Below are 18,574 nucleotides of genomic sequence, written 5' to 3'. Positions count from 1 at the left end.
ATCACACCCCGGGCGCACCATCGACGGCGCGCCCGGAGCAGGGAGACCGCTTAGAGCGCGTCGTCGAGCTCTTCGGCGGCGATTGTCACCAGGTTGTCGACCGTGTCATCCTTCAGGATGATGCCCTGCACCATGTTGGTGAAGACCGACTGCAGCGATTTGAAATCTTCCACAAGCGGCTCCGGGCCACCGGTCGCGATGGAGGCTGTGAAAGTCGGCCAGATGCCATCTGCGTAGTAGAGATCTTCTTTGCCAAGCTTGGAGTAGTCCAAAATCGGGGTCAGGCCCCAGCTGCTGTCCAGATCATACTGGCTGTCACCAGAGGTGATGCGCTTGGCCAGCTCCTGTGCCAGATCTTCATGGCCAGACCCTTTGAACACCACGATGGAGTCGGTGATCAGGATAGAGCCAGAGGTGCCGGAGGGGCCAGCAGGCACAGGCACAACCTTCTGGTTGATGCCTTCGTTGTGCTGGTTGTGACCCCATGGGCCAGAGACATACATGGCGATCTGGCCGTCGTTGAACAGGTCACGCAGCTGGTCACGTTCCCATGCGGTCGGGCCGTCCTGCGCCACATCCACCAGCTTGCCGTAGAATTCCAGCGTCTCGCGGGTCTCTTTGCTGTCGAGCATGTTTTTACCCGACGCGCTGTCAATCACCGCACCACCATTGGAATAGAGGTAGTTCAGGAACTGGTGCATGGTGTTGTCAAAGTCTTTGCCCGCAAGGCCCACGCCCGCCGCATCGGTGTTGTCCACCACGCCTTTGGCAAGATCATACATCGCGTCCCAGGTGGCCGGCGCTTCACAGGCCTGACCGGAGGCTTCGATGATGTCACAGTTCAGATAGAGCGCCTTGGTGGAGAACGCATGCGGATAGCCCCAGGCGGTGCCTTCCACGGTCACAGTGTTCAGAACGCCGGGCTGATAAGGTGTGCTCGGGTCGATTTCTGCCGGAACGATCAGATCGTTCTTCGCCAGCTGGCGCAGGGTCCGGCTGCCCATATAGGCGATGGAGGGCGGGTCACCTGCTGCGGCCAGCGTCAGGGATTTGTCCTGACATGTGCCCCATGGCACCGCTTCCAGATTGACTTTTACGCCTTCGTAATCGGCCTCAAACTGATCAACCACCGCTTGGTCTGCCGCGCGCACTTCGCCGCCGCACATGATGAAATGAACTTCTTTGTCTGCCGCCATGGCCGTGCTGGCCACGCCAGACAAAAGGGCTGCGCCCAATGTCAGTTTTACGCTTTTCATAATTAGTCTCCCTTGTTGGCTTATTCTTTCACGGCGCCAGCGGTGAGGCCGGCGACGAGATACTTTTGCAGGAACAGGAAGATGACCATGACAGGCAGAACGCCCACCAAGGCAGCGGCCATCATCTCATTCCAGGTCACCGTTTGATACCCGATGAATTCGTAAAGACCGGCAGGCAGCGGCTGCAGCTCGCGGGTCTGGTTGAATGTGATTGCGAACAAAAATTGCTGTGCGTATGCGCCGATAAACACGGCCACGCCCACCACGATCAGCCCGGGCACCGCCAGCGGCAGCACCACCCGGCGCAGGGTGTAAAGACGGCTGGCGCCATCGACAAAGGCCGCTTCCTCCAGCTCGCGCGGGATCTTCTCCAGATAAGAGCGCAGCAGCCAGATACCCGTGGGGATCAGGAAGGCGACGCCGGGAATGATCATCGCCCAGTAGGAATTCAGCAGCCCCATGGTGCGCAACACGCGATAAAGCGGAATGAGCAGCACCGCACCGGTGAACATATTCACCCCGAGAAAAATACCGAGGCTGATGTTTTTGAACGGAAAATTCAGCCGCGCATAGGCATAGGCCGCAGGCACGACAAACACCATGGTGATCAAGGTGACAGAGCTGGCAATGAAAATCGAGTTGAAGATATAGCGCCCCAGCAGCGGCACCGTGACCCACATGTCGCGATAGGCTTGAAAGCTGAAGTCATCCGACCAGAACTGATACGGGCTGCGGAACAGGTGCTCGAGCGGGCGCAGGCTGGCCATGAACATCTCAAAAAACGGCAACAGCATAAAGGTGAGGAACACGGCCAGAGCGGCGTAAATGCCCACCAGTTGCAGCTTTGTGTAGCGATCCATCATGTCACTTCACCCCGTAGCGTTTGTTCACTTTGTTCAGGAAGAACAAATAGATGAGAGAGAAAAGGCCAAGCAGGATCACGATGATGACCGCCCGTGCCGCGCCTTCGCCAAATTTGTAATTGCCAATCGCAACCTTATAGGTGTCCACGATCATGGTGGTGGTGGCCCCGCGCGGCCCGCCTTCGGTCAAAATCCAGATGATCTCGAAGCTGTTGAAGGTGAAAATCGCCGACAGCAGCGCCATAGAAACGATCACCGGGAAAATTTGCGGAATGGTGATCCGGCGGAAGCGATACCAGCGCCCGGCGCCATCCACCCAAGCCGCCTCATACAGATCCCGGCTCACCCCCTGCATCGCCGCCAGAAAGAACAGCGTCACCATGGGCGTGCCCACCCAGACATCGGTCACAACCGCAGAGTAGAAAGCCGAAGTTTTGTAAGCAAGGAATTCAAAGGGTCCGTCGGTGATGCCGAGCTTCATCAAAACCCCGGACAAAACACCAAAGTAGCCGTTATAGAGCCACAACCAGCCAATACAGCCAATCGCAATCGGGATCACCCAGGGTGGCATGACCAGCACCCGAAACAGCGCCCGTCCCGGTATCGCGGCGTTCAGCAGGGTCGCACCAATCAGCCCGAGCATCAGTTTCAGTCCCACACTGAGGAACATCCAGTAAAACGTGCGCACAATGGTCTGATGAAAGCGGCGGCTGTCGGCGAGATCCTGATAGTTCTCAAGGCCGACATAGCTTTCGCCGCCAAGGCCCGCGTCCATGAAAGAAAGCCGAATGGTTTCCGCGAGCGGCCACGCCACAATCACCGCGATGAAGAGCATGGCGGGCCCAACCAGCAGCCAGCCAAAGAGCCCCTCTGGCAAAGTGCGGCTGCGCAGGCTGGCGCTGTCTTGTGGCGCCTGTGCGGAGAGTTCGGCCATCCATATCCCCCATGGTGTTCTTCGGCTCAGCAGGAAGTCGAATCAGTTCATGACAAATATGTTAACTCAATCAAACCAAAATACTACCAATACAATACCAAAAAAGAATTCCCTTGAATAACCCATGAAAAACAGGCATTTCGATAGGTGTTTAGTCTGCCCTTTTGCGCCTGTCTTGCGAATTGGTATTGTTTTTGAAACCACACGAGGGCCCCCGGATGGATATCGAAACGTCGCTATATGATCCCACTGTCTGGCATCGCGCAGGGCGGGGTCCACGTTATCAGCAGCTCTACCGCCACATCGCCGCAGAGATCCGCAGTGGTGGTCTGCAACCAGGCGATCAGCTCCCGCCGGAACGGGATCTGGCAGACACCGCAGACATCAGCCGTGTCACCGTGCGCAAGGCCGTGTCTCTGCTGGTGGAGGAGGGGCTGATTGAACAGCGCCGCGGTGCTGGGTCCTTTGTGGCCATGCCCTCTCCGCGGCTGGAACAATCCCTGTCCTCTCTTGTGTCCTTCACCGAAACCATGCGCGCGCGCGGCATGCAGGCCACCAGCGAAGTGCTCTCGCGTGGGCTGTTTTCGCCAAACCCCGATGAAATGGTCACGTTGGGGCTTGCAGCCCATGAAAAGGTTGCGCGCATCAACCGTCTGCGCAGCGCCGGGGGGACGCCGATCGCGCTCGAATACTCTTCCCTGCCGCGCGATATTTTGCGCGACCCTGAAAAAATTGAAACCTCGCTGTATACGCTGCTGCGCAAAGATGGCAGCGCGCCAACCCGCGCCATCCAACGAGTGACCGCACTCAACCTGTCGCCCTCTGACGCCGATCTCATGAAACTGCCTGAAGGCAGCGCGGTGTTGCAGATCGTGCGCACGGGCTATCTCGCCTCGGGGCGCCCGATAGAGCTCACGCGCGGCCTGTACCGCTCAGATATTTATGACTTCGTTTCAGAACTCAGGTTGGATTGATATGCAGTATGAAAGTCGCCTCATTGGCAAAGAAATCCTATGCACTTTCACACCGGATCACGCACTGGCGGCTCCGGTGTTTTGCTTTTCCGGCATGGCCCCATTTGAGGTGGTTTCTGGCGGAACAGTGACGAAACAGCTGGGAAGTTACACCGAAATTCAGCTTCCCGATTTGGCAGACAATGCGCCGTATGAAGTGACCATTCGCTACGCCGGCGGCTTTCACGCAGCCAACCGCGCCTGGCTCCCTTTGGGACCTTTTCTGCGGGTGGCTGGCGTGGCGATCCCTCTGCCCAAACCACCTTCGGGATGCCGCCCGCAACCGCTGCCGGATCTGGGGCCGTTCCCCGGTCTGCCACTGGTGCCGCAGCCGCAAAGCTGGGTACCGTCCGGCGGCACGCTGTCGCTGGATGGCATCCAATGTGCACATCCCGCGCTACAGGCGGTTGCCGATCTGGCGGATCGTAAGAAATGGGAATATCAAGGTTGTATAGAGACACATGTTGACCTCGTAGATCTTCCCGAGGATGCCTATGAAATCGACATCACGCCGCAAGGTATCACCATCCGCGCTGGGGATTACGGCGGGGTGTTTTATGCGGGCATCACGCTTCTGACGCTCATGCAGCAGGGGCCTTTGCCCTGTGGCACCCTCAAAGACGCGCCGCGTTTTGGTTGGCGGGGGCAACATCTGGACACCGCACGCCATTACTATGCGCCCGAAACCATCTTTGAGCTGCTCGACCTGATGGCCTTGCTCAAGATGAACCGTTTTCACTGGCATTTTGCCGATGATGAGGCCTTCCGTCTGGAGATCGACTGTTTTCCGGAACTTTGGCAGCAAACCGCCTTCTGTGGTGAGGGCCATCTGCTGCCCGGCCTGTTCGCCGGCGCGCTGACCTCCGGGGGCAGCTATTCCAAAGACACCGCCCGCGCCATCCTCGCCCATGCTAAGGCGCTCAATATTGAGGTGATGCCAGAGATCGAGGTGCCCGCCCATGCCATCGCTCTCACTCATGTGTTTCCGGATTTGCGCGATCCCGATGACAGCGGCACAGAAACCAGCGTTCAGGGCTACAAAGGCAATGTGGTGAACCCTGCAATTGACCAGACTTGGGCTGTGTTAGAGCCTATTATGGCGGAGGTTGGCGCGCTCTTCCCCTTTGGTCATGTTCATCTGGGGTGTGACGAACTGCCGGAAGGCACGTGGATGGGCAGCCCGCTGGCCCGTGATCTGATGGCCCGCGAAGGGCTGAAAACCACCGATGATCTGCAAGGCTGGACCATTGCGCGGCTCGCTGCCAAAGCCACCGCGCACGGCTTCCGCCCCTGTGCGTGGGAAGAGGCCGCAAAGGGCAACAACGGCGGCATTGGCAATGGCGCACTGCTGTTCAGCTGGACAGGGCAGGGGCCCGGCCTCGCCGCCGCCCGCGCAGGCTATGATGTGGTGATGAGCCCGGCACAGCATGTCTACCTTGATATGGCGCATACCGATGATCCTGATGACTGGGGCGCCAATTGGGCGGCCTATGTCTCTCTGGCGGACACCATCGCCTGGGAGCCGGTGCCCGACCCAAACCTTGCAGACCGCATCAAAGGGGTACAGGGCACCTTCTGGTCTGAGTTCACCACAGAAGATGCGCAGATCTGGCCGATGCTCATGCCGCGCATGCTCGGGGTGAGCGCCAAGGCGTGGCAGACCGAGACCATGACCACAGAGGCGCTCACCCAGCTGGCCCATGTCTATCAATCCGCGCTGGGCGCACAGATCTGGAACACACAGGCGGGCGTGGCCTGAGCCTTTTGGTCGCGGGCTCCAAAAAATCGATGCAACTGCGCCTAAAACTCGAACCAGTTCGCCAGCGCTCATTTAGCCTTTCTTAACTTTGCTGCGCCGTAGTTGTCCTTGGGATTATTTTGGGGGAAGACTGATGGCACATGTAAGGGCCCATTGGCTTTTTGACACTTTGACAACACCGACACCTGCGGAGGCCGGTTTCGAAATAGAGATCTGTCCAGAGGACAATCCGCCTCTCGGGCGTGGCAGCGTTGTGTATGACACTGCCTTGGGCATTGTGGAGGGCGCGTTTTTTGAACATCACGGCGCCACCTATTTTGCGCCTGATAACCCGCGAGGGTTTCCAACCACAGCGCGCGGGCGTGTGCTGAGTTTTGTGGAACCTTGGGAGCAGGGCGCAGATCCAACCCAACCCGCCCCCGCCGAGGTGACAGAGGCGTTGGTCGAATGGATGTGTGACAGCGAAACCTTCGCGTTTGCCGAGGCCTATGATTTTCAGCTGGTGGAAGATTTCCGCATCGAGGGCGCAGATCGTGACCAGCTTGATGTGTCTCAGCTCACCGATGCGCATGGCAAGCCGATCACTGTCAGGGACGTCGCCGTGCGTGCTGATACCTATGGCAATGCTGTGCTGATCTTTCCAGGCGGCGAGGGGGTCACCCTCAGTGGGATCAATCCGGCCCGTCTGAACGAGCCAACTTTGGTTGCCATGGGCCTGCCCGCAGCTGCAGAGACAGACATGTTGCAGGCCTGACGCCGAAACCAACCCCTCCGGGCGCCCGGCCTGTGCAGATTTTGCATCATGCCGGGTGGCGCAGCGGGTTACAGCCGTTTCTGCCTTGAGATCGCTTTTGCGCGACTGTAGCTGAGGTTTCAGCTACTTAGAGGTGAGACAATGCAGGGCTGGAAACTGTTCAAACATGCCATTGGCATGATCGTGCGCAACTGGCGGGAAGCCGCGCGTATATTCCTGGTGCTATCGCTGATTGGTGTTGTGGTGCTTGGGCTGTTTGTTGCCCTGATGTTTACCAGTATGTCCCACGCAGGCATGGCGGCGACGCCCCAGCTTACTCGAATACTTATGTTTTTGGGTGTGTTTGTTGTGACGGCCCTGCTTGCCACATGGTGCGTTGTCGCCTGGCATCGGTTTGTCATGCTCGAAGAGATGCCGCAGGGTTGGATTCCGCCCTTCCACAAAGCCCAGATTTTTGCCTATTGGGGGCAAATCTTTAAACTCTCGCTGGCGGCTCTTCTTGTGGTTGCGCCTGCCGGGTTTGTCCTGATGTTGATTGTGAAGGCTTCTCCGGTGCTTGGCGTTCTGATCGGCATTCCTGCCTATTTCATTGCGGTGCTCGCCTTGATGCGTTTGTCAGTCACATTGCCCGCAGCGGCGGTCGGCAAACCTGTGACCTTCAGTCAGGCGTTTGAGGCCACCACGAAATCCTGGGGTGCGCTGCTGTTGATGATTTTGCTGCTGGCAGGGCTTCAGATTTTGACGCAAAGCGCGGCGGCTGGTCTCGCGCTTGTCTCTCCTCCACTGTCCGTTGTGCTCAATTTGGCGACCACGATTTTTGTGTCCCTCCTCAACATCAGCATCCTGACCACATTGTATGGTCACTATGTTGAGGGTCGGTCGATCGACTGACCCTGATCTGCGGGCCCGGCTCGACTGGGCCTTGCCAAACGGGGCGGCTTAAGTCACTGAGGGCACATGAGCGATTTTCGTATTTGTGCCCGCACTGCCGAAGCCGCCATGCGCAGCGTTTTTCCCGCCACGCCTCTGCAGCTGAATGCCCACCTTTCCGCCCGCTTTGACGCCAACATCTGGCTCAAGCGCGAAGACCTGACGCCCGTGCGCTCCTACAAGCTGCGCGGCGCGTTTAATGCCATGCGCAAGCGTCGGGTGGACAACCCGGATCAGCGCATCTTTGTTTGCGCCAGTGCCGGAAATCACGCACAGGGCATGGCCTATATGTGCAAGCATTTTGATGTGCAGGGCGTGATTTTCATGCCGGTCACCACGCCACAGCAGAAGATTTTCAAAACCAAAGTGTTTGGCGGCGAAAATGTAGAGATCCGCCTCGTGGGCGATTATTTCGACGATACGCTGGCGGCGGCCAAAACCTATTGCGCAGAGGCCGGTGCCGCCTTCCTGTCCCCATTTGATGATGAAGATGTGATCGAAGGTCAGGCCACCGTCGCTGTAGAGATCGAAGCGCAGCTTGGCCAAGTGCCAGACCACATCATTCTGCCGGTTGGCGGTGGTGGGCTGTCCTCCGGCGTTTACAGCTATTTCGCCGATCAAACCAACTACACATTGGTGGAGCCAGAGGGTGGGATGAGCCTTGCGGCGGCGCTGGATGCCGGTCAACCGGTCACGCTCGCCAATCTTGACGGGTTTGTGGATGGCGCAGCTGTGGCGCGGATCGGTGACAAAACCTTCGCACGGCTGGCAACACTCGCCCCTGAAAATGTGCTGGCCGCGCCCGAAGATCGGATCTGCGCGACAATGATTGAAATGCTGAATGTCGAAGGCATCGTGCTGGAACCAGCTGGGGCCTTGGCAGTTGATGCGCTCAGCGATGTCGCGGATCAGATCCGTGGCAAAACCGTTGTCTGTGTCACCTCTGGCGGCAACTTTGATTTTGAGCGCCTGCCAGAGGTGAAAGAACGCGCGCAAAGATTCTCAGGGGTGAAGAAGTACTTCATTCTGCGCATGCCTCAGCGTCCCGGTGCGCTGCGTGATTTTCTGGAAACGCTTGGCCCCGAAGACGACATCGCGCGCTTTGAGTATCTGAAGAAATCGGCGCGCAATTTCGGGTCTGTGCTCATTGGCATCGAAACCACGCGATCTGAGAACTTTGACGCGCTGTTTGCACGAATCAAGGCCGCTGGCATGACCTTCACAGACATCACCAACGATGAAACGCTTGCTCAATACGTGCTCTAGCAGCACGTGATCTGCGCGTTGGGTGCGGGTGTAGGGCCACATATGAAAAAGCGCCGCGCCAGAGAGTATGGCGCCGCGCTTTTTTGGAGGGTCATCTTGTCAGACGGTGACGCGTCAGGAATTGCTCAGGCTGCTGCCAGGGTTTGCGCAAAGATGTTTTTGCTGTCTTCGAACGCGGTGAGGATCGCTGCCAGATCGACGGTCTCGCCTTTTCCAGCGGCCGCCGCCGCTTCCCCAGCTTGGCACAGTTGCGAAAATGTCTGAAACCCAAGGTTCAGCGCGCCGCCTTTCAGGAAATGGAGATCCGCCTCAAGATTGGCCATGTCAGGTCCATCTTGCAGACGACCAATCACTTCCTCGACTTCATCGAGAAAGAGATCCACAACTTCATCGAAGTCTTCTGCTCCAATCTCTTGGCGCAGCTCATCTACACGTTCCCAGTCAATCATGGGCATTTCCTCATCAATTCCTTCCGTAAGAGTGACAAAAAAGTATTAACAATTCCTAACCGGTAAATTTTGAACTATCTCATTTTTAGTTTTGACGGCATGTTAAGCAGCGCAAGCATAGATGTCTGTCTAACGAACTTTATAATTTGTGCAAAGGCCCCAGCGTTTTGTCGACGACCTCTGTTCAATCTGCTGAGAAAAATGCCCCGGGTGTCGGGGTCATCAAACGTGTTCTGTTGGTGGACGACAGCCGTGTGCAGCGCCGTATCCTCAGCCTCTCGCTCAAGCGGGATGGCTATGATGTGATTGAAGCGGCTTCAGGCTCCGAAGCGCTGGAAATCTGCCGCAACGATCCGCCGGATCTGATTCTGTCTGACTGGATGATGCCGGGAATGACTGGCCTTGAGTTTTGTGTGGCCTTTCGTGAGCTGCAGACAGAGACCTATGGATACTTCATTCTCCTGACCTCCAAGAGCGAAAAAACTGAGGTGGCACAAGGGTTTGATGCAGGGGCGGATGATTTTCTGACCAAACCTGTGAACGGCTATGAGCTGCGTGCACGGATCTCCGCGGCGGAGCGTATTCTGCGCATGCAGCGCGAGCTCAAAGACAAAAACCGGGTCATCACCGATACGCTGGATGAGTTGCGTCGTCTTTATGACAGTCTGGACAATGACTTGCTGGCCGCCAAAAAGCTTCAGCAGTCCTTGGTGCCGGAACGGTTCCGCACCTTTGACGGGGCGGCGGTGTCTTTGCTGTTGCAGTCGTCTGGCCATGTGGGCGGTGATCTCGTGGGGCACTACAAGATCAGCGAAACGCGAATCGGTCTTTATGCGATTGATGTTTCTGGGCATGGAATCAGCTCTGCCCTGATCACCGCGCGTCTTGCTGGGCATCTTTCCGCCACTTCACCAGAGCATAATGTCGCCATGCAGGTGTTGCCGGACGGATCCCATCAGCCACTGCCCCCGGCAGAGGTTGTTGCCCGTTTGAACGAGATCATTCTCGATGAGATGGAGACAGAGCATTATTTCACCATGCTGCTGGCGGATGTGGATCTCAAAACCGGCAAGGTCATCATGGCGCAGGCCGGTCACCCGCATCCTTTGGTGCAGCGTGCGGATGGTGCCATTGAACAGGAAGGCCCTGGCGGTCTGCCCGTTGGCCTGATTCCCGGCGCGGAATTTTCGCAGTTCGACATTCAACTGGCTCCGGGCGACCGGTTGTTCCTGTTGTCAGATGGCGTGACTGAATGCCCTGACACCAGTTCCGGTATGCTGGGCGAAGAAGGGCTTGAGGCCATGATGGCCGATCTTAAGGATCACGATCTGGAGAACACCCTGCAAGCGCTGGTCTGGAAGCTGGATGAATTCTCCGGTGGCAAGGGGTTCCCCGATGATGTGTCCGGTATTCTTCTGGAGTATCAGGGCAGTTAACCCCGCCGTCCCGCGTCAGCCCAACAGCAGTGAGGCGAAGTGGCGGTCACCGTCATTGCCCAGCTTTGCGATTGCATCAGCGGCGTGCATCCACACTGCCTCATGCCCCGGTTCACTCGGTGGCCCGATCCGCAACGTGGGTGTGGCGACATACACCGTGCAGAGTTTCTCCGCCCAAAGGTCATAATCCGGCATAAAGGTGAAGCGGCGAAACGCCCCCAGCCTGCGGGGCTTGGCAATCCGGTATCCGGTCTCTTCAAACACCTCCCGGCTCAGCGCGACCAGTGGGCTTTCTCCGGGATCAATCCCGCCTCCGGGCAGCTGAAACTCGGGGATCGGACGGCTCTGATGCGTCACCAGCATCTGGTCTCCCCGCAGCAGCACCGCATAGGCCCCGGGTCGCAACCGATAGGAGATATCCGCGCGTGGCGGTGTGCCAAATCGTGGTATCATCGGTGAAACCCCTTTTTCCTGCCCTTGCTGGCCCTATATAGTCGCGGTATGGCAAGGGAAGGCCGATAAGGAAACCCCATGAAAGCTGCAAGTAAAATTGCCTGGGACGACACAGTGCTGCCGTTCCAGTTGGACAAATCTGATATTCGCGGGCGTGTTGCGCGCCTGGACGGCGTGCTCTCGGGCGTGCTGAAACAACATGCCTACCCGGAAACGGTCGAGGCGCTGGTGGCCGAAATGGCCCTGCTAACCGCGCTGATCGGGCAAACCATCAGCCTGCGCTGGAAGCTGTCGCTGCAGGTGCAGACCAACGGCCCCGTGCGCATGATCGCCACCGATTACTACGCGCCCCAAAATGAGGGTGAGATTGCCCGCATCCGCGCTTACGCAAGCTTTGACGAAGAGCGCCTGACCGATGGCACGCCGTTTGAACAGCTCGGCAATGGCTATTTCGCGGTGCTGATCGATCAAGGGGATGGCATGAAGCCCTATCAGGGCATTTCCGGCCTTGTTGGCGGGTCGCTTCAGGCCTCTGCTGAGGCCTATTTTGCCCAGTCAGAACAGCTGGCAACGCGCTTCTCCCTGAAGTTTGGCAAATCCATCGAGCCGGGCGTGGGCGAGCATTGGCGCGCGGGCGGCATCATGCTGCAGCATATGCCAAAGGCGAGCCCAGAGATCTCCGGTGAAGGCGGCAGCGGTGAAAGCGGCTATCTTCTGGCCAAAGATGTGGTCAACGAAGACGACGCAGAGAACTGGAACCGCGCCAACATCTTGCTCGACACGGTGGAAGATCTGGAAATGATCGGGCCCTCCGTGCCGCCAACCGATCTGTTGGTGCGTCTGTTCCACGAGGAAGAGCCGCGCGTCTATGATGCGCAGTCGGTGAAATTTGGCTGCACCTGCTCAGAGGAACGTGTGCGCCAGTCCCTGTCGATCTACTCCGCGCGTGACATCGAAAAGATGACCACGCCGGAAGGCCGCGTGACCGCCGATTGCCAGTTCTGCGGCGCGCATTACGACATGGATCCGGCCAGCGTGGGCATGCCACCCAAGGACCGCAGCGCTGATGCTGCTGGCGCCTGATCCACTCGAACACGTTCGGGCCGCGCTGTCGCTGGACAGCGCGGCCTCTTCTGATTTTGATCTCAATCCTGATGTGATCTTGCCCAAGGGCCGTAAGCTGCGCCCCGCCGGCGTGCTGGTCCCGATCGAGATCAAATCCGGCATTCCTCATGTCATCCTCACCAAACGCGCGAGCCATCTCAAACATCATCCGGGCCAGATCGCCTTTCCCGGCGGCAAACAGGATGAATCCGACGCGGATGTGATTGCCGCTGCATTGCGAGAGGCGCGCGAAGAGATCGGTCTGCCACCTGAAAACGTCGAGGTGCTCGGCACGCTGCCCACCCATGAAACTGTGACAAGCTTCTCAGTCACACCGGTTTTGGGCCATGTTAGAGACGCTTTTGAGGTGATCCCAGAGCCCGGCGAAGTAGAGGAAGTCTTCTCTGTGCCGCTGGCCCATGTCACCGATCCGGCGCGGTTTTCGGTGCAGTCCCGCCGCTGGCAGGGCAAGCGCCGCCACTACTTTACTGTTCCTTTTGGTCCCTATTACATCTGGGGCGCAACCGCGCGCATTCTGCGTGGCTTGGCAGACCGGGTGGAGCGCCTATGAAAGTCACGGGGGATTGGCTCACAGCACTCGCCACACAGGCGGTTTGCGCTATGTTAGAGACTGATAATCATCAGGCGCTCTTTGTGGGCGGCTGTGTACGAAACGCGCTTTTGGGCGCGCCGGTGAACGACATCGACATCTCCACCGACGCCCGACCAGAGCAGGTCATTGCGCTGGCCAAGGCCGCCGGGCTCAAGGCGATCCCCACAGGGATCGAACATGGCACCATCACCGTGGTGTCGGGTGGCATCCCCCATGAAATCACCACCTTCCGGCGCGATGTGGAAACCGACGGCCGCCGCGCTGTGGTGGCCTTCTCCGATCACGTGGAGGATGACGCCCACCGCCGCGACTTCACCATGAATGCGCTTTATGCCCGCTCCGATGGCACCGTGGTTGATCCACTTGGCGGTCTTGCGGATCTTGAGGCCCGCCGTCTGCGGTTTATCGACGTGGCCGAAGAGCGCATCCGCGAAGATTACCTGCGCATCCTGCGCTACTTCCGCTTTCACGCTTACTACGGCGACCCGGACGAGGGCATGGACCCAGAAGCGCTCGCCGCCATCGCTGCCAATATCGAGGGCATTGCCAGCCTGTCCAAAGAGCGCATCGGCACAGAGATGGTGAAACTTATGGGCGCGCCAGATCCGGCCCCCGCGGTGGCGGCGATGCGCAGCACTGGTGCGCTCACCGCTGTGATCGAAGGTTCCGATGATCGTGCCCTTGCGCCGCTTGTTCATCTGGAAGCTCTGGCGGGCCTGTCCCCCGATCCCATGCGCCGCCTCGCGGCCTTGGGTGGGCAACAGGTCGTGGACGCGTTGCGCCTCTCCAAGAAAAGCGCGCGTCAGCTCGAAACCTTGCGCAACGGCGTGGAAAGCACAGAAAGCCCCAATGCGCTGGGCTATCACCATGGTGCTGATTTGGGCCGTTCGATCGTGCTTTTACGCGCCGCTCTGCTGGAAATGCCACTCATGCCAGATGCGCTCGACGCTGTTGTGGCCGGGGCAGAGGCAGAGTGCCCGATCCGCCCTTCCGATCTGATCGGCCGATTTCAGGGCGCCGCACTCGGCCAGACGCTCAAACAGCTCGAGACGCGCTGGATCGATTCGCAGTTCACGCTCACCAAGGCGGATTTGCTTGGCAGTTTGGACTGATCCGCAACACCAGCGCACCTTGTGCTTACCTTTGGCGCCGCCACAAAAAATCCACCTCCGCGATACCGTTGGGATACCGACGCAATACCGACGTTGCAAAAACTTGGTTAATGCCGGTTGACTTTGGCGCAACGCTCGCGCAGCATCGCCGCACTCAACCATGAGAAGGAGTGCAGGATGTATCGTGGGATCTGGTTTTCATAAGCCAATCTGACCGCAATGACGGCCAGGTTTGGCATGTCATTTCATCTATGCACTTATTTTTCCTATCTGTTTTTCAGGCTTTCTCATGTTCAAGTTTTTCGAGACTCTCGTTGACCCCTATTGCGACTACGATGAAGTAGACGCGCCGCCGACCAAGCTTTGGCCCTTCCTGCGCGACTATGCGCAACCATTCCGCCAAGTCTTTGTTTTTGCGACGATAATGTCCATCATTGTGGCGGCGGTGGAGGTCGGTCTGATCGCCTATATGGGCCGTGTCGTGGACCTTCTGACCGGCGATCCGTCCACCGTTTGGGCTGAACATGGCACCGAGTTTATCATCGTGGTGCTCTTCGTTTTGTTCCTGCGCCCCGCGCTTCAGGCGCTGGATGTGCTGTTGTTGAACAACACGGTGCTGCCCAATTTTGGCACACTGATCCGCTGGCGGGCCCATAAACATGTTTTGCGTCAATCGGTTGGCTGGTTTGAAAATGACTTCGCCGGCCGCATCGCGAACCGCATTATGCAGACCCCACCCGCCGCCGGCGAGGCGGTGTTTCAGGTCTTTGATGCCATCACCTTCTCCATCGCCTATGTCATTGGTGCTGCTATCCTTTTGGCCGAGGCAGACCCCCGTCTGGTGCTGCCCATGCTCGGCTGGCTGGTGCTCTATGGCTTCCTTGTGAAATGGACAGTCAAACGGGTCGGTCCGGCCTCTCAGGCCGCCTCTGATGCGCGCTCCAAAGTCACTGGCCGCGTGGTGGATGCTTATACTAACATCCACTCGGTCAAGCTTTTTGCCCACAATCAGCGCGAGCTGGAATATGCCAAGGAAGCCATTGAATATTCACGGGAAACCTTTCAGGCGGAGATGCGGATTTTCACCATCATGGACGTGGCGCTGGTGGTGCTCAATGGTGTGCTGATCGTCAGCGTTGTCGGCTGGGCGATCTGGCTCTGGTCTTTGGGACAAGCTTCGGTTGGGGCGGTTGCCGCCGCCACCGCGCTCAGCCTGCGCCTGAATGCGATGACCGGCTGGATCATGTGGGCGCTCACCTCGTTTTTCCGCCAACTTGGTGTGGTGGCTGAAGGTATGGAGACAATTGCCCAACCCATTGATTTGGTAGATGAAAAGTCAGCACCTTCGCTTGATTTTGGCCAAGGGCAGATCGAGATTGATCATCTTTCGCACCACTACGGTCGCGGCTCTGGTGGGCTGGATCAGATCGCCCTGTCCATTGCGCCGGGCGAAAAGGTTGGCCTGATTGGCCGTTCGGGTGCGGGCAAATCGACTTTGGTGAAGCTTCTTCTACGGTTCTATGATGCGGAAAGCGGTCGGATCTTGATCGACGGTCAGGACATCTCCAAGGTCACGCAAAACAGCCTGCGCGATGCCATCGGTATGGTGCAACAGGACAGTTCGCTGCTGCACCGGTCTGTTCGGGACAACCTGTTATACGGTCGTCCTAATGCCTCTGAGGCGGAGATGATCGCCGCCGCCAAAAAAGCCGAAGCCCATGATTTTATTCTGGATTTGGAGGATCCGGAGGGGCGTAAAGGCTATGATGCTCATGTGGGCGAGCGTGGCGTGAAACTCTCCGGCGGTCAGCGTCAGCGGATCACGCTGGCTCGGGTGATCCTGAAGGACGCGCCGATTCTGCTCTTGGACGAAGCGACCAGCGCTCTGGACAGTGAGGTCGAGGCCGCCATTCAACGCACGTTGTACGGTATGATGGCGGGCAAAACCGTGATCGCCATCGCGCACCGCCTGTCCACGATTGCCGAGATGGATCGAATTTTGGTTATGGATCAAGGCCGTATCGTAGAGCAGGGCAGCCATGCAGAGCTTCTCGCGCAGAATGGTCTTTATGCCGGTTTCTGGGCGCGTCAGTCCGGCGGCTTTCTCAATGCCGATGAGGCGGCTGAGTAACATTTGACCTCGCGCCTGTCCCTCGTTAGGGGGACAGGCATGAGCCAGATCGACATCCAGCGACTGGGCCTGCACGGCGATGGAATTGCCGAGGGTCCAATCTTTGCCCCGCTTACCCTGCCCGGTGAAACCGTCGAAGGGGAGATTGAGGGCAACCGACTGAAAAATATGCGTGTTTTGACTCCGTCAGATCAGCGGGTGAAGGCACCGTGTCGGCATTTCAAGACCTGTGGTGGCTGCCAGTTGCAGCACGCAGCGGATGAATTTGTCGCCGATTGGAAAGTCGATGTGGTGCGTCAGGCGTTGGCTGCGCAGGGTTTGGAAACTGACTTACGCCCGATCGTGACCTCCCCCGCCAGATCGCGCCGCCGCGCGGTGATCTCAGCTCGCCGCACCAAAAAAGGCGCGCTTGTTGGCTTTCATGCCCGCGCCTCGGATGTGATCGCCGACATCAGCGACTGCCAGCTTCTGCACCCAGATCTGATGCCCGCCTTGGACATTGTGGGCGCTTTGTCCCAAATCGCTGGATCGCGCAAAGGCGAACTCAGTGCTACGGTTACCCTGTCAGACGCGGGGCTTGATCTGTCTGTGAAAGGCGGCAAGCCGCTGGATGGCCAACTGCTCGCGCGTATGGCCCAAGAGGCTGAGCGCCATAAACTGGCCCGTCTGAGCTGGGATGGCGAAGTCATCGCGACCCGGTTTGCACCTTACCAAACCTTTGGAACGGCGCAGGTTATTCCGCCTCCCGGTGCATTCTTGCAAGCCACCAAAGAGGGCGAGGAGGCTTTGCTGTCCGCTGTACGCGCAGCCATCACGCAGGGGGATACTGGGATTGATCTGTTTGCAGGCAGTGGCACCTTCACCCTGCCGCTGGCAGAAAGCTACAGGATGCATGGCATCGAAGGTGAGAAATCCATGGTCAAAGCCATGGACGTCGGATGGCGCATGGCCAAAGGGCTGAAAAAAGTGACAGCAGAGACCCGCGATCTGTTCCGCAATCCGGTGATCGCTGAGGATTTGCGCTATGACTTTGCAGTCATTGACCCTCCACGCGCCGGAGCTGAGGCGCAGGTGGCGGAACTCGCCAAGTCACAAATCTCTGAAATCGCTTATGTTTCCTGCAACCCGGTGACATTTGCACGTGATGCCGCGGTGCTGGTGCACGCGGGATATACGCTTGAGTGGGTGCAAACAGTTGATCAATTTCGCTGGTCTTCCCACGTGGAATTGGCTTCAAGATTTGTTCGGAAATAAAGCGTATCACGCAGGCGTGAGCGGCATAAGGCTAGCCGGTCTGCTAAGAAACGCTCAGAGGCAGTGAAGACATATAAAGAGGAACTGGTTAATGCGTTGGATCTCCGCATTGATGATTGCTGTTTTGGCATTCGGACTGGCAGGCTGCGCCGAGAAATTCAAAACCTATACGGGTCCAGAAGTGACGCGGGTTTTGATTTATAAAGAAAGCCGCCGGATGTATCTGATGCATCATGATCAGGTGCTACAGGCTTATGAGGTTGGGCTCGGGTTCTCACCGACCGGACACAAGCAGATCGAAGGTGACGGGCGGACGCCTGAAGGCGACTATTACATTGACCGTCGCAACCCCAACAGCCGCTTCTATCTTTCGCTTGGCATCTCATACCCCAACGCAGCCGACCGTGCATATGCCGCGTCCATCGGCAAATCGCCGGGCGGTGATATTTTCATTCATGGCCGCCCGAAAGCCTTCCAGAACGGTGTCGAAGACTGGACCGCTGGATGCGTTGCGGTGACCGATGCTGAAATGCGTGATGTCTACGCGATGGTGAGAACCGGAACTCCGGTCTCAATTTATCGATGAGAAGGGGTTCGTGTCGCTTGCTTCGGAGGTCTGCGTGTCAGCGACCGTGGTAAACTGAGCTGTGGTGGGTTCACCCATCACAAGCGTCCACCAGATTTTTCCGTTGTCTTCCTGAAACCAGGCAAATCCCATATCGCGAGCCGCACGGTCCAAGATGACCGAACGTGTATCGTCCTGCTCCATCCATGCTGCGAGGGTCTCCACTTCGGATTCATAGCTCTCGCTGATGGTTTCACCGCTTAGCGTGCCCGGGTAGCCGACGCGTGCGACGCGATCGAGAGGGGAAGAGCCATCAGAGCCAAAGTGCCATGGCCGGTTTTGTCGGGACATATCGCGCGCATGGGTTGCCGCGGCTGCATTCAGCTGGGCGTTAAGTGTAACTGCTGGCGCACCGGAGGCCTGACGTAGCGCATTCACTGAGTCCAGGACCCTGAATTGCACACGAGACGTGTTGCCCGAATCGATTCTGTACTGTTTGGCGCTTCCGCCGCCACTTGTTCCGCAAGCGGCCAATCCCACCGCTGCTGCCAGCAAAAGAGCAATAACGCGCATCTTAATCTCTGTCCCACCTAGTTAATTGCGGCACTCCTAACCGCACAGCGTGTCCATGAAAACCCACATAGGCGTGACATTGCTACCCTGACGATTGATTGATTTGCGA

Annotated in this window: 19 protein-coding genes; 12 read left to right on the top strand and 7 right to left on the bottom strand. The window is 57.9% G+C overall.

The window, feature by feature from the left end; translation table 11 throughout:
* Positions 1-50: 50 nt before the first annotated feature.
* Genes J7413_RS06700 through J7413_RS06690 form a run of 3 tightly spaced genes read right to left on the bottom strand, consistent with a single transcriptional unit; the run spans position 51 to position 3,053 of the window.
* Positions 51-1,256, bottom strand: a complete 1,206-nt coding sequence (locus J7413_RS06700; RefSeq protein ID WP_209097280.1) for a sugar ABC transporter substrate-binding protein — start codon at positions 1,254-1,256, stop codon at positions 51-53.
* 20 nt (positions 1,257-1,276) lie between these two features.
* Positions 1,277-2,119, bottom strand: coding sequence for a carbohydrate ABC transporter permease (locus J7413_RS06695; protein WP_209097279.1), 843 nt, complete (start codon positions 2,117-2,119; stop codon positions 1,277-1,279).
* Position 2,120: 1 nt separating this feature from the next.
* A complete protein-coding gene (locus J7413_RS06690; RefSeq protein WP_209097278.1) occupies positions 2,121-3,053 on the bottom strand; it encodes a sugar ABC transporter permease in 933 nt (310 codons plus the stop codon).
* 218 nt (positions 3,054-3,271) lie between these two features.
* Between J7413_RS06690 and J7413_RS06685 the strand changes: the two genes are divergently transcribed.
* The 5 genes from J7413_RS06685 (at position 3,272) to ilvA (ending at position 8,775) form a co-directional block, all read left to right on the top strand.
* Complete coding sequence (locus J7413_RS06685) at positions 3,272-4,027, top strand: GntR family transcriptional regulator (RefSeq protein ID WP_209097277.1); 756 nt, start codon at positions 3,272-3,274, stop codon at positions 4,025-4,027.
* Positions 3,996-5,825: a beta-N-acetylhexosaminidase gene (locus J7413_RS06680; protein ID WP_247743359.1), complete on the top strand. Its 1,830-nt coding sequence runs from the start codon at positions 3,996-3,998 to the stop codon at positions 5,823-5,825. The genes J7413_RS06685 and J7413_RS06680 overlap by 32 nt, the downstream gene beginning before the upstream one ends.
* A 133-nt stretch (positions 5,826-5,958) precedes the next feature.
* Entirely contained in the window at positions 5,959-6,579 is a 621-nt protein-coding gene (locus J7413_RS06675) for a hypothetical protein (protein WP_209097276.1), read from the top strand.
* Positions 6,580-6,720: 141 nt separating this feature from the next.
* Positions 6,721-7,470, top strand: coding sequence for a hypothetical protein (locus tag J7413_RS06670; RefSeq protein WP_209097275.1), 750 nt, complete (start codon positions 6,721-6,723; stop codon positions 7,468-7,470).
* A gap of 66 nt (positions 7,471-7,536) precedes the next feature.
* Positions 7,537-8,775: a threonine ammonia-lyase IlvA gene (gene ilvA, locus J7413_RS06665; RefSeq protein ID WP_209097274.1), complete on the top strand. Its 1,239-nt coding sequence runs from the start codon at positions 7,537-7,539 to the stop codon at positions 8,773-8,775.
* A 125-nt stretch (positions 8,776-8,900) separates the two neighbouring features.
* On the opposite strand, the gene J7413_RS06660 is transcribed toward ilvA, so the two are convergent.
* The gene (locus J7413_RS06660) at positions 8,901-9,224 is read right to left on the bottom strand and encodes an Hpt domain-containing protein (RefSeq protein ID WP_209097273.1); all 324 of its coding nucleotides are present in this window, start codon (positions 9,222-9,224) and stop codon (positions 8,901-8,903) included.
* A gap of 167 nt (positions 9,225-9,391) precedes the next feature.
* On the opposite strand from J7413_RS06660, the gene J7413_RS06655 reads away from it, so the two are divergent.
* Complete coding sequence (locus tag J7413_RS06655; protein WP_247743358.1) at positions 9,392-10,660, top strand: SpoIIE family protein phosphatase; 1,269 nt, start codon at positions 9,392-9,394, stop codon at positions 10,658-10,660.
* A 15-nt stretch (positions 10,661-10,675) separates the two neighbouring features.
* Here J7413_RS06655 and J7413_RS06650 read toward each other — a convergent pair whose 3' ends face one another.
* Positions 10,676-11,113, bottom strand: coding sequence for an NUDIX hydrolase (locus J7413_RS06650; protein WP_209097272.1), 438 nt, complete (start codon positions 11,111-11,113; stop codon positions 10,676-10,678).
* A gap of 78 nt (positions 11,114-11,191) precedes the next feature.
* Between J7413_RS06650 and J7413_RS06645 the strand changes: the two genes are divergently transcribed.
* Genes J7413_RS06645 through J7413_RS06635 form a run of 3 tightly spaced genes read left to right on the top strand, consistent with a single transcriptional unit; the run spans position 11,192 to position 13,942 of the window.
* The gene (locus tag J7413_RS06645) at positions 11,192-12,196 is read left to right on the top strand and encodes an Hsp33 family molecular chaperone HslO (RefSeq protein ID WP_209097271.1); all 1,005 of its coding nucleotides are present in this window, start codon (positions 11,192-11,194) and stop codon (positions 12,194-12,196) included.
* Positions 12,180-12,788 (top strand): CoA pyrophosphatase, encoded by a 609-nt coding sequence (locus J7413_RS06640; RefSeq protein WP_209097270.1) that lies wholly within the window; start codon positions 12,180-12,182, stop codon positions 12,786-12,788. The genes J7413_RS06645 and J7413_RS06640 overlap by 17 nt, the downstream gene beginning before the upstream one ends.
* A 50-nt stretch (positions 12,789-12,838) precedes the next feature.
* The gene (locus tag J7413_RS06635) at positions 12,839-13,942 is read left to right on the top strand and encodes a CCA tRNA nucleotidyltransferase (protein ID WP_247743357.1); all 1,104 of its coding nucleotides are present in this window, start codon (positions 12,839-12,841) and stop codon (positions 13,940-13,942) included.
* A gap of 107 nt (positions 13,943-14,049) precedes the next feature.
* Here the strand turns inward: J7413_RS06635 and J7413_RS20645 are convergent, their stop codons facing one another.
* Complete coding sequence (locus J7413_RS20645; protein WP_280636516.1) at positions 14,050-14,181, bottom strand: hypothetical protein; 132 nt, start codon at positions 14,179-14,181, stop codon at positions 14,050-14,052.
* A 50-nt stretch (positions 14,182-14,231) separates the two neighbouring features.
* Between J7413_RS20645 and J7413_RS06630 the strand changes: the two genes are divergently transcribed.
* The 3 genes from J7413_RS06630 (at position 14,232) to J7413_RS06620 (ending at position 17,913) form a co-directional block, all read left to right on the top strand.
* Positions 14,232-16,073 (top strand): ABC transporter ATP-binding protein, encoded by a 1,842-nt coding sequence (locus J7413_RS06630; protein WP_209097268.1) that lies wholly within the window; start codon positions 14,232-14,234, stop codon positions 16,071-16,073.
* Positions 16,074-16,112: 39 nt separating this feature from the next.
* Positions 16,113-17,327, top strand: coding sequence for a class I SAM-dependent RNA methyltransferase (locus tag J7413_RS06625; RefSeq protein WP_209097267.1), 1,215 nt, complete (start codon positions 16,113-16,115; stop codon positions 17,325-17,327).
* A gap of 91 nt (positions 17,328-17,418) precedes the next feature.
* Positions 17,419-17,913 carry a L,D-transpeptidase family protein gene (locus J7413_RS06620; RefSeq protein WP_209097266.1) on the top strand — a complete coding sequence of 165 codons (495 nt, stop codon included), beginning with the start codon at positions 17,419-17,421 and terminating at the stop codon, positions 17,911-17,913.
* Here the strand turns inward: J7413_RS06620 and J7413_RS06615 are convergent.
* Positions 17,899-18,465 carry a CAP domain-containing protein gene (locus J7413_RS06615; RefSeq protein WP_209097265.1) on the bottom strand — a complete coding sequence of 189 codons (567 nt, stop codon included), beginning with the start codon at positions 18,463-18,465 and terminating at the stop codon, positions 17,899-17,901. The two genes, J7413_RS06620 and J7413_RS06615, sit on opposite strands and share 15 nt — an antisense overlap.
* Positions 18,466-18,574: the final 109 nt, after the last annotated feature.

Source organism: Shimia sp. R10_1, assembly GCF_017744095.1.
GTDB lineage: Bacteria > Pseudomonadota > Alphaproteobacteria > Rhodobacterales > Rhodobacteraceae > Shimia.
This window is presented reverse-complemented; position numbering and strand designations above follow the sequence as displayed.

Bases quoted from the DNA above. Each gene is read 5' to 3' on its own strand.
- J7413_RS06700 (WP_209097280.1), bottom strand. From the start codon at position 1,256: ATGAAAAGCGTAAAACTGACATTGGGCGCAGCCCTTTTGTCTGGCGTG.
- J7413_RS06695 (WP_209097279.1), bottom strand. From the start codon at position 2,119: ATGATGGATCGCTACACAAAGCTGCAACTGGTGGGCATTTACGCCGCT.
- J7413_RS06690 (WP_209097278.1), bottom strand. From the start codon at position 3,053: ATGGCCGAACTCTCCGCACAGGCGCCACAAGACAGCGCCAGCCTGCGC.
- J7413_RS06685 (WP_209097277.1), top strand. From the start codon at position 3,272: ATGGATATCGAAACGTCGCTATATGATCCCACTGTCTGGCATCGCGCA.
- J7413_RS06680 (WP_247743359.1), top strand. From the start codon at position 3,996: ATGACTTCGTTTCAGAACTCAGGTTGGATTGATATGCAGTATGAAAGT.
- J7413_RS06675 (WP_209097276.1), top strand. From the start codon at position 5,959: ATGGCACATGTAAGGGCCCATTGGCTTTTTGACACTTTGACAACACCG.
- J7413_RS06670 (WP_209097275.1), top strand. From the start codon at position 6,721: ATGCAGGGCTGGAAACTGTTCAAACATGCCATTGGCATGATCGTGCGC.
- ilvA (WP_209097274.1), top strand. From the start codon at position 7,537: ATGAGCGATTTTCGTATTTGTGCCCGCACTGCCGAAGCCGCCATGCGC.
- J7413_RS06660 (WP_209097273.1), bottom strand. From the start codon at position 9,224: ATGATTGACTGGGAACGTGTAGATGAGCTGCGCCAAGAGATTGGAGCA.
- J7413_RS06650 (WP_209097272.1), bottom strand. From the start codon at position 11,113: ATGATACCACGATTTGGCACACCGCCACGCGCGGATATCTCCTATCGG.
- J7413_RS06645 (WP_209097271.1), top strand. From the start codon at position 11,192: ATGAAAGCTGCAAGTAAAATTGCCTGGGACGACACAGTGCTGCCGTTC.
- J7413_RS06640 (WP_209097270.1), top strand. From the start codon at position 12,180: ATGCTGCTGGCGCCTGATCCACTCGAACACGTTCGGGCCGCGCTGTCG.
- J7413_RS06635 (WP_247743357.1), top strand. From the start codon at position 12,839: ATGTTAGAGACTGATAATCATCAGGCGCTCTTTGTGGGCGGCTGTGTA.
- J7413_RS20645 (WP_280636516.1), bottom strand. From the start codon at position 14,181: ATGCCAAACCTGGCCGTCATTGCGGTCAGATTGGCTTATGAAAACCAG.
- J7413_RS06630 (WP_209097268.1), top strand. From the start codon at position 14,232: ATGTTCAAGTTTTTCGAGACTCTCGTTGACCCCTATTGCGACTACGAT.
- J7413_RS06625 (WP_209097267.1), top strand. From the start codon at position 16,113: ATGAGCCAGATCGACATCCAGCGACTGGGCCTGCACGGCGATGGAATT.
- J7413_RS06620 (WP_209097266.1), top strand. From the start codon at position 17,419: ATGCGTTGGATCTCCGCATTGATGATTGCTGTTTTGGCATTCGGACTG.
- J7413_RS06615 (WP_209097265.1), bottom strand. From the start codon at position 18,465: ATGCGCGTTATTGCTCTTTTGCTGGCAGCAGCGGTGGGATTGGCCGCT.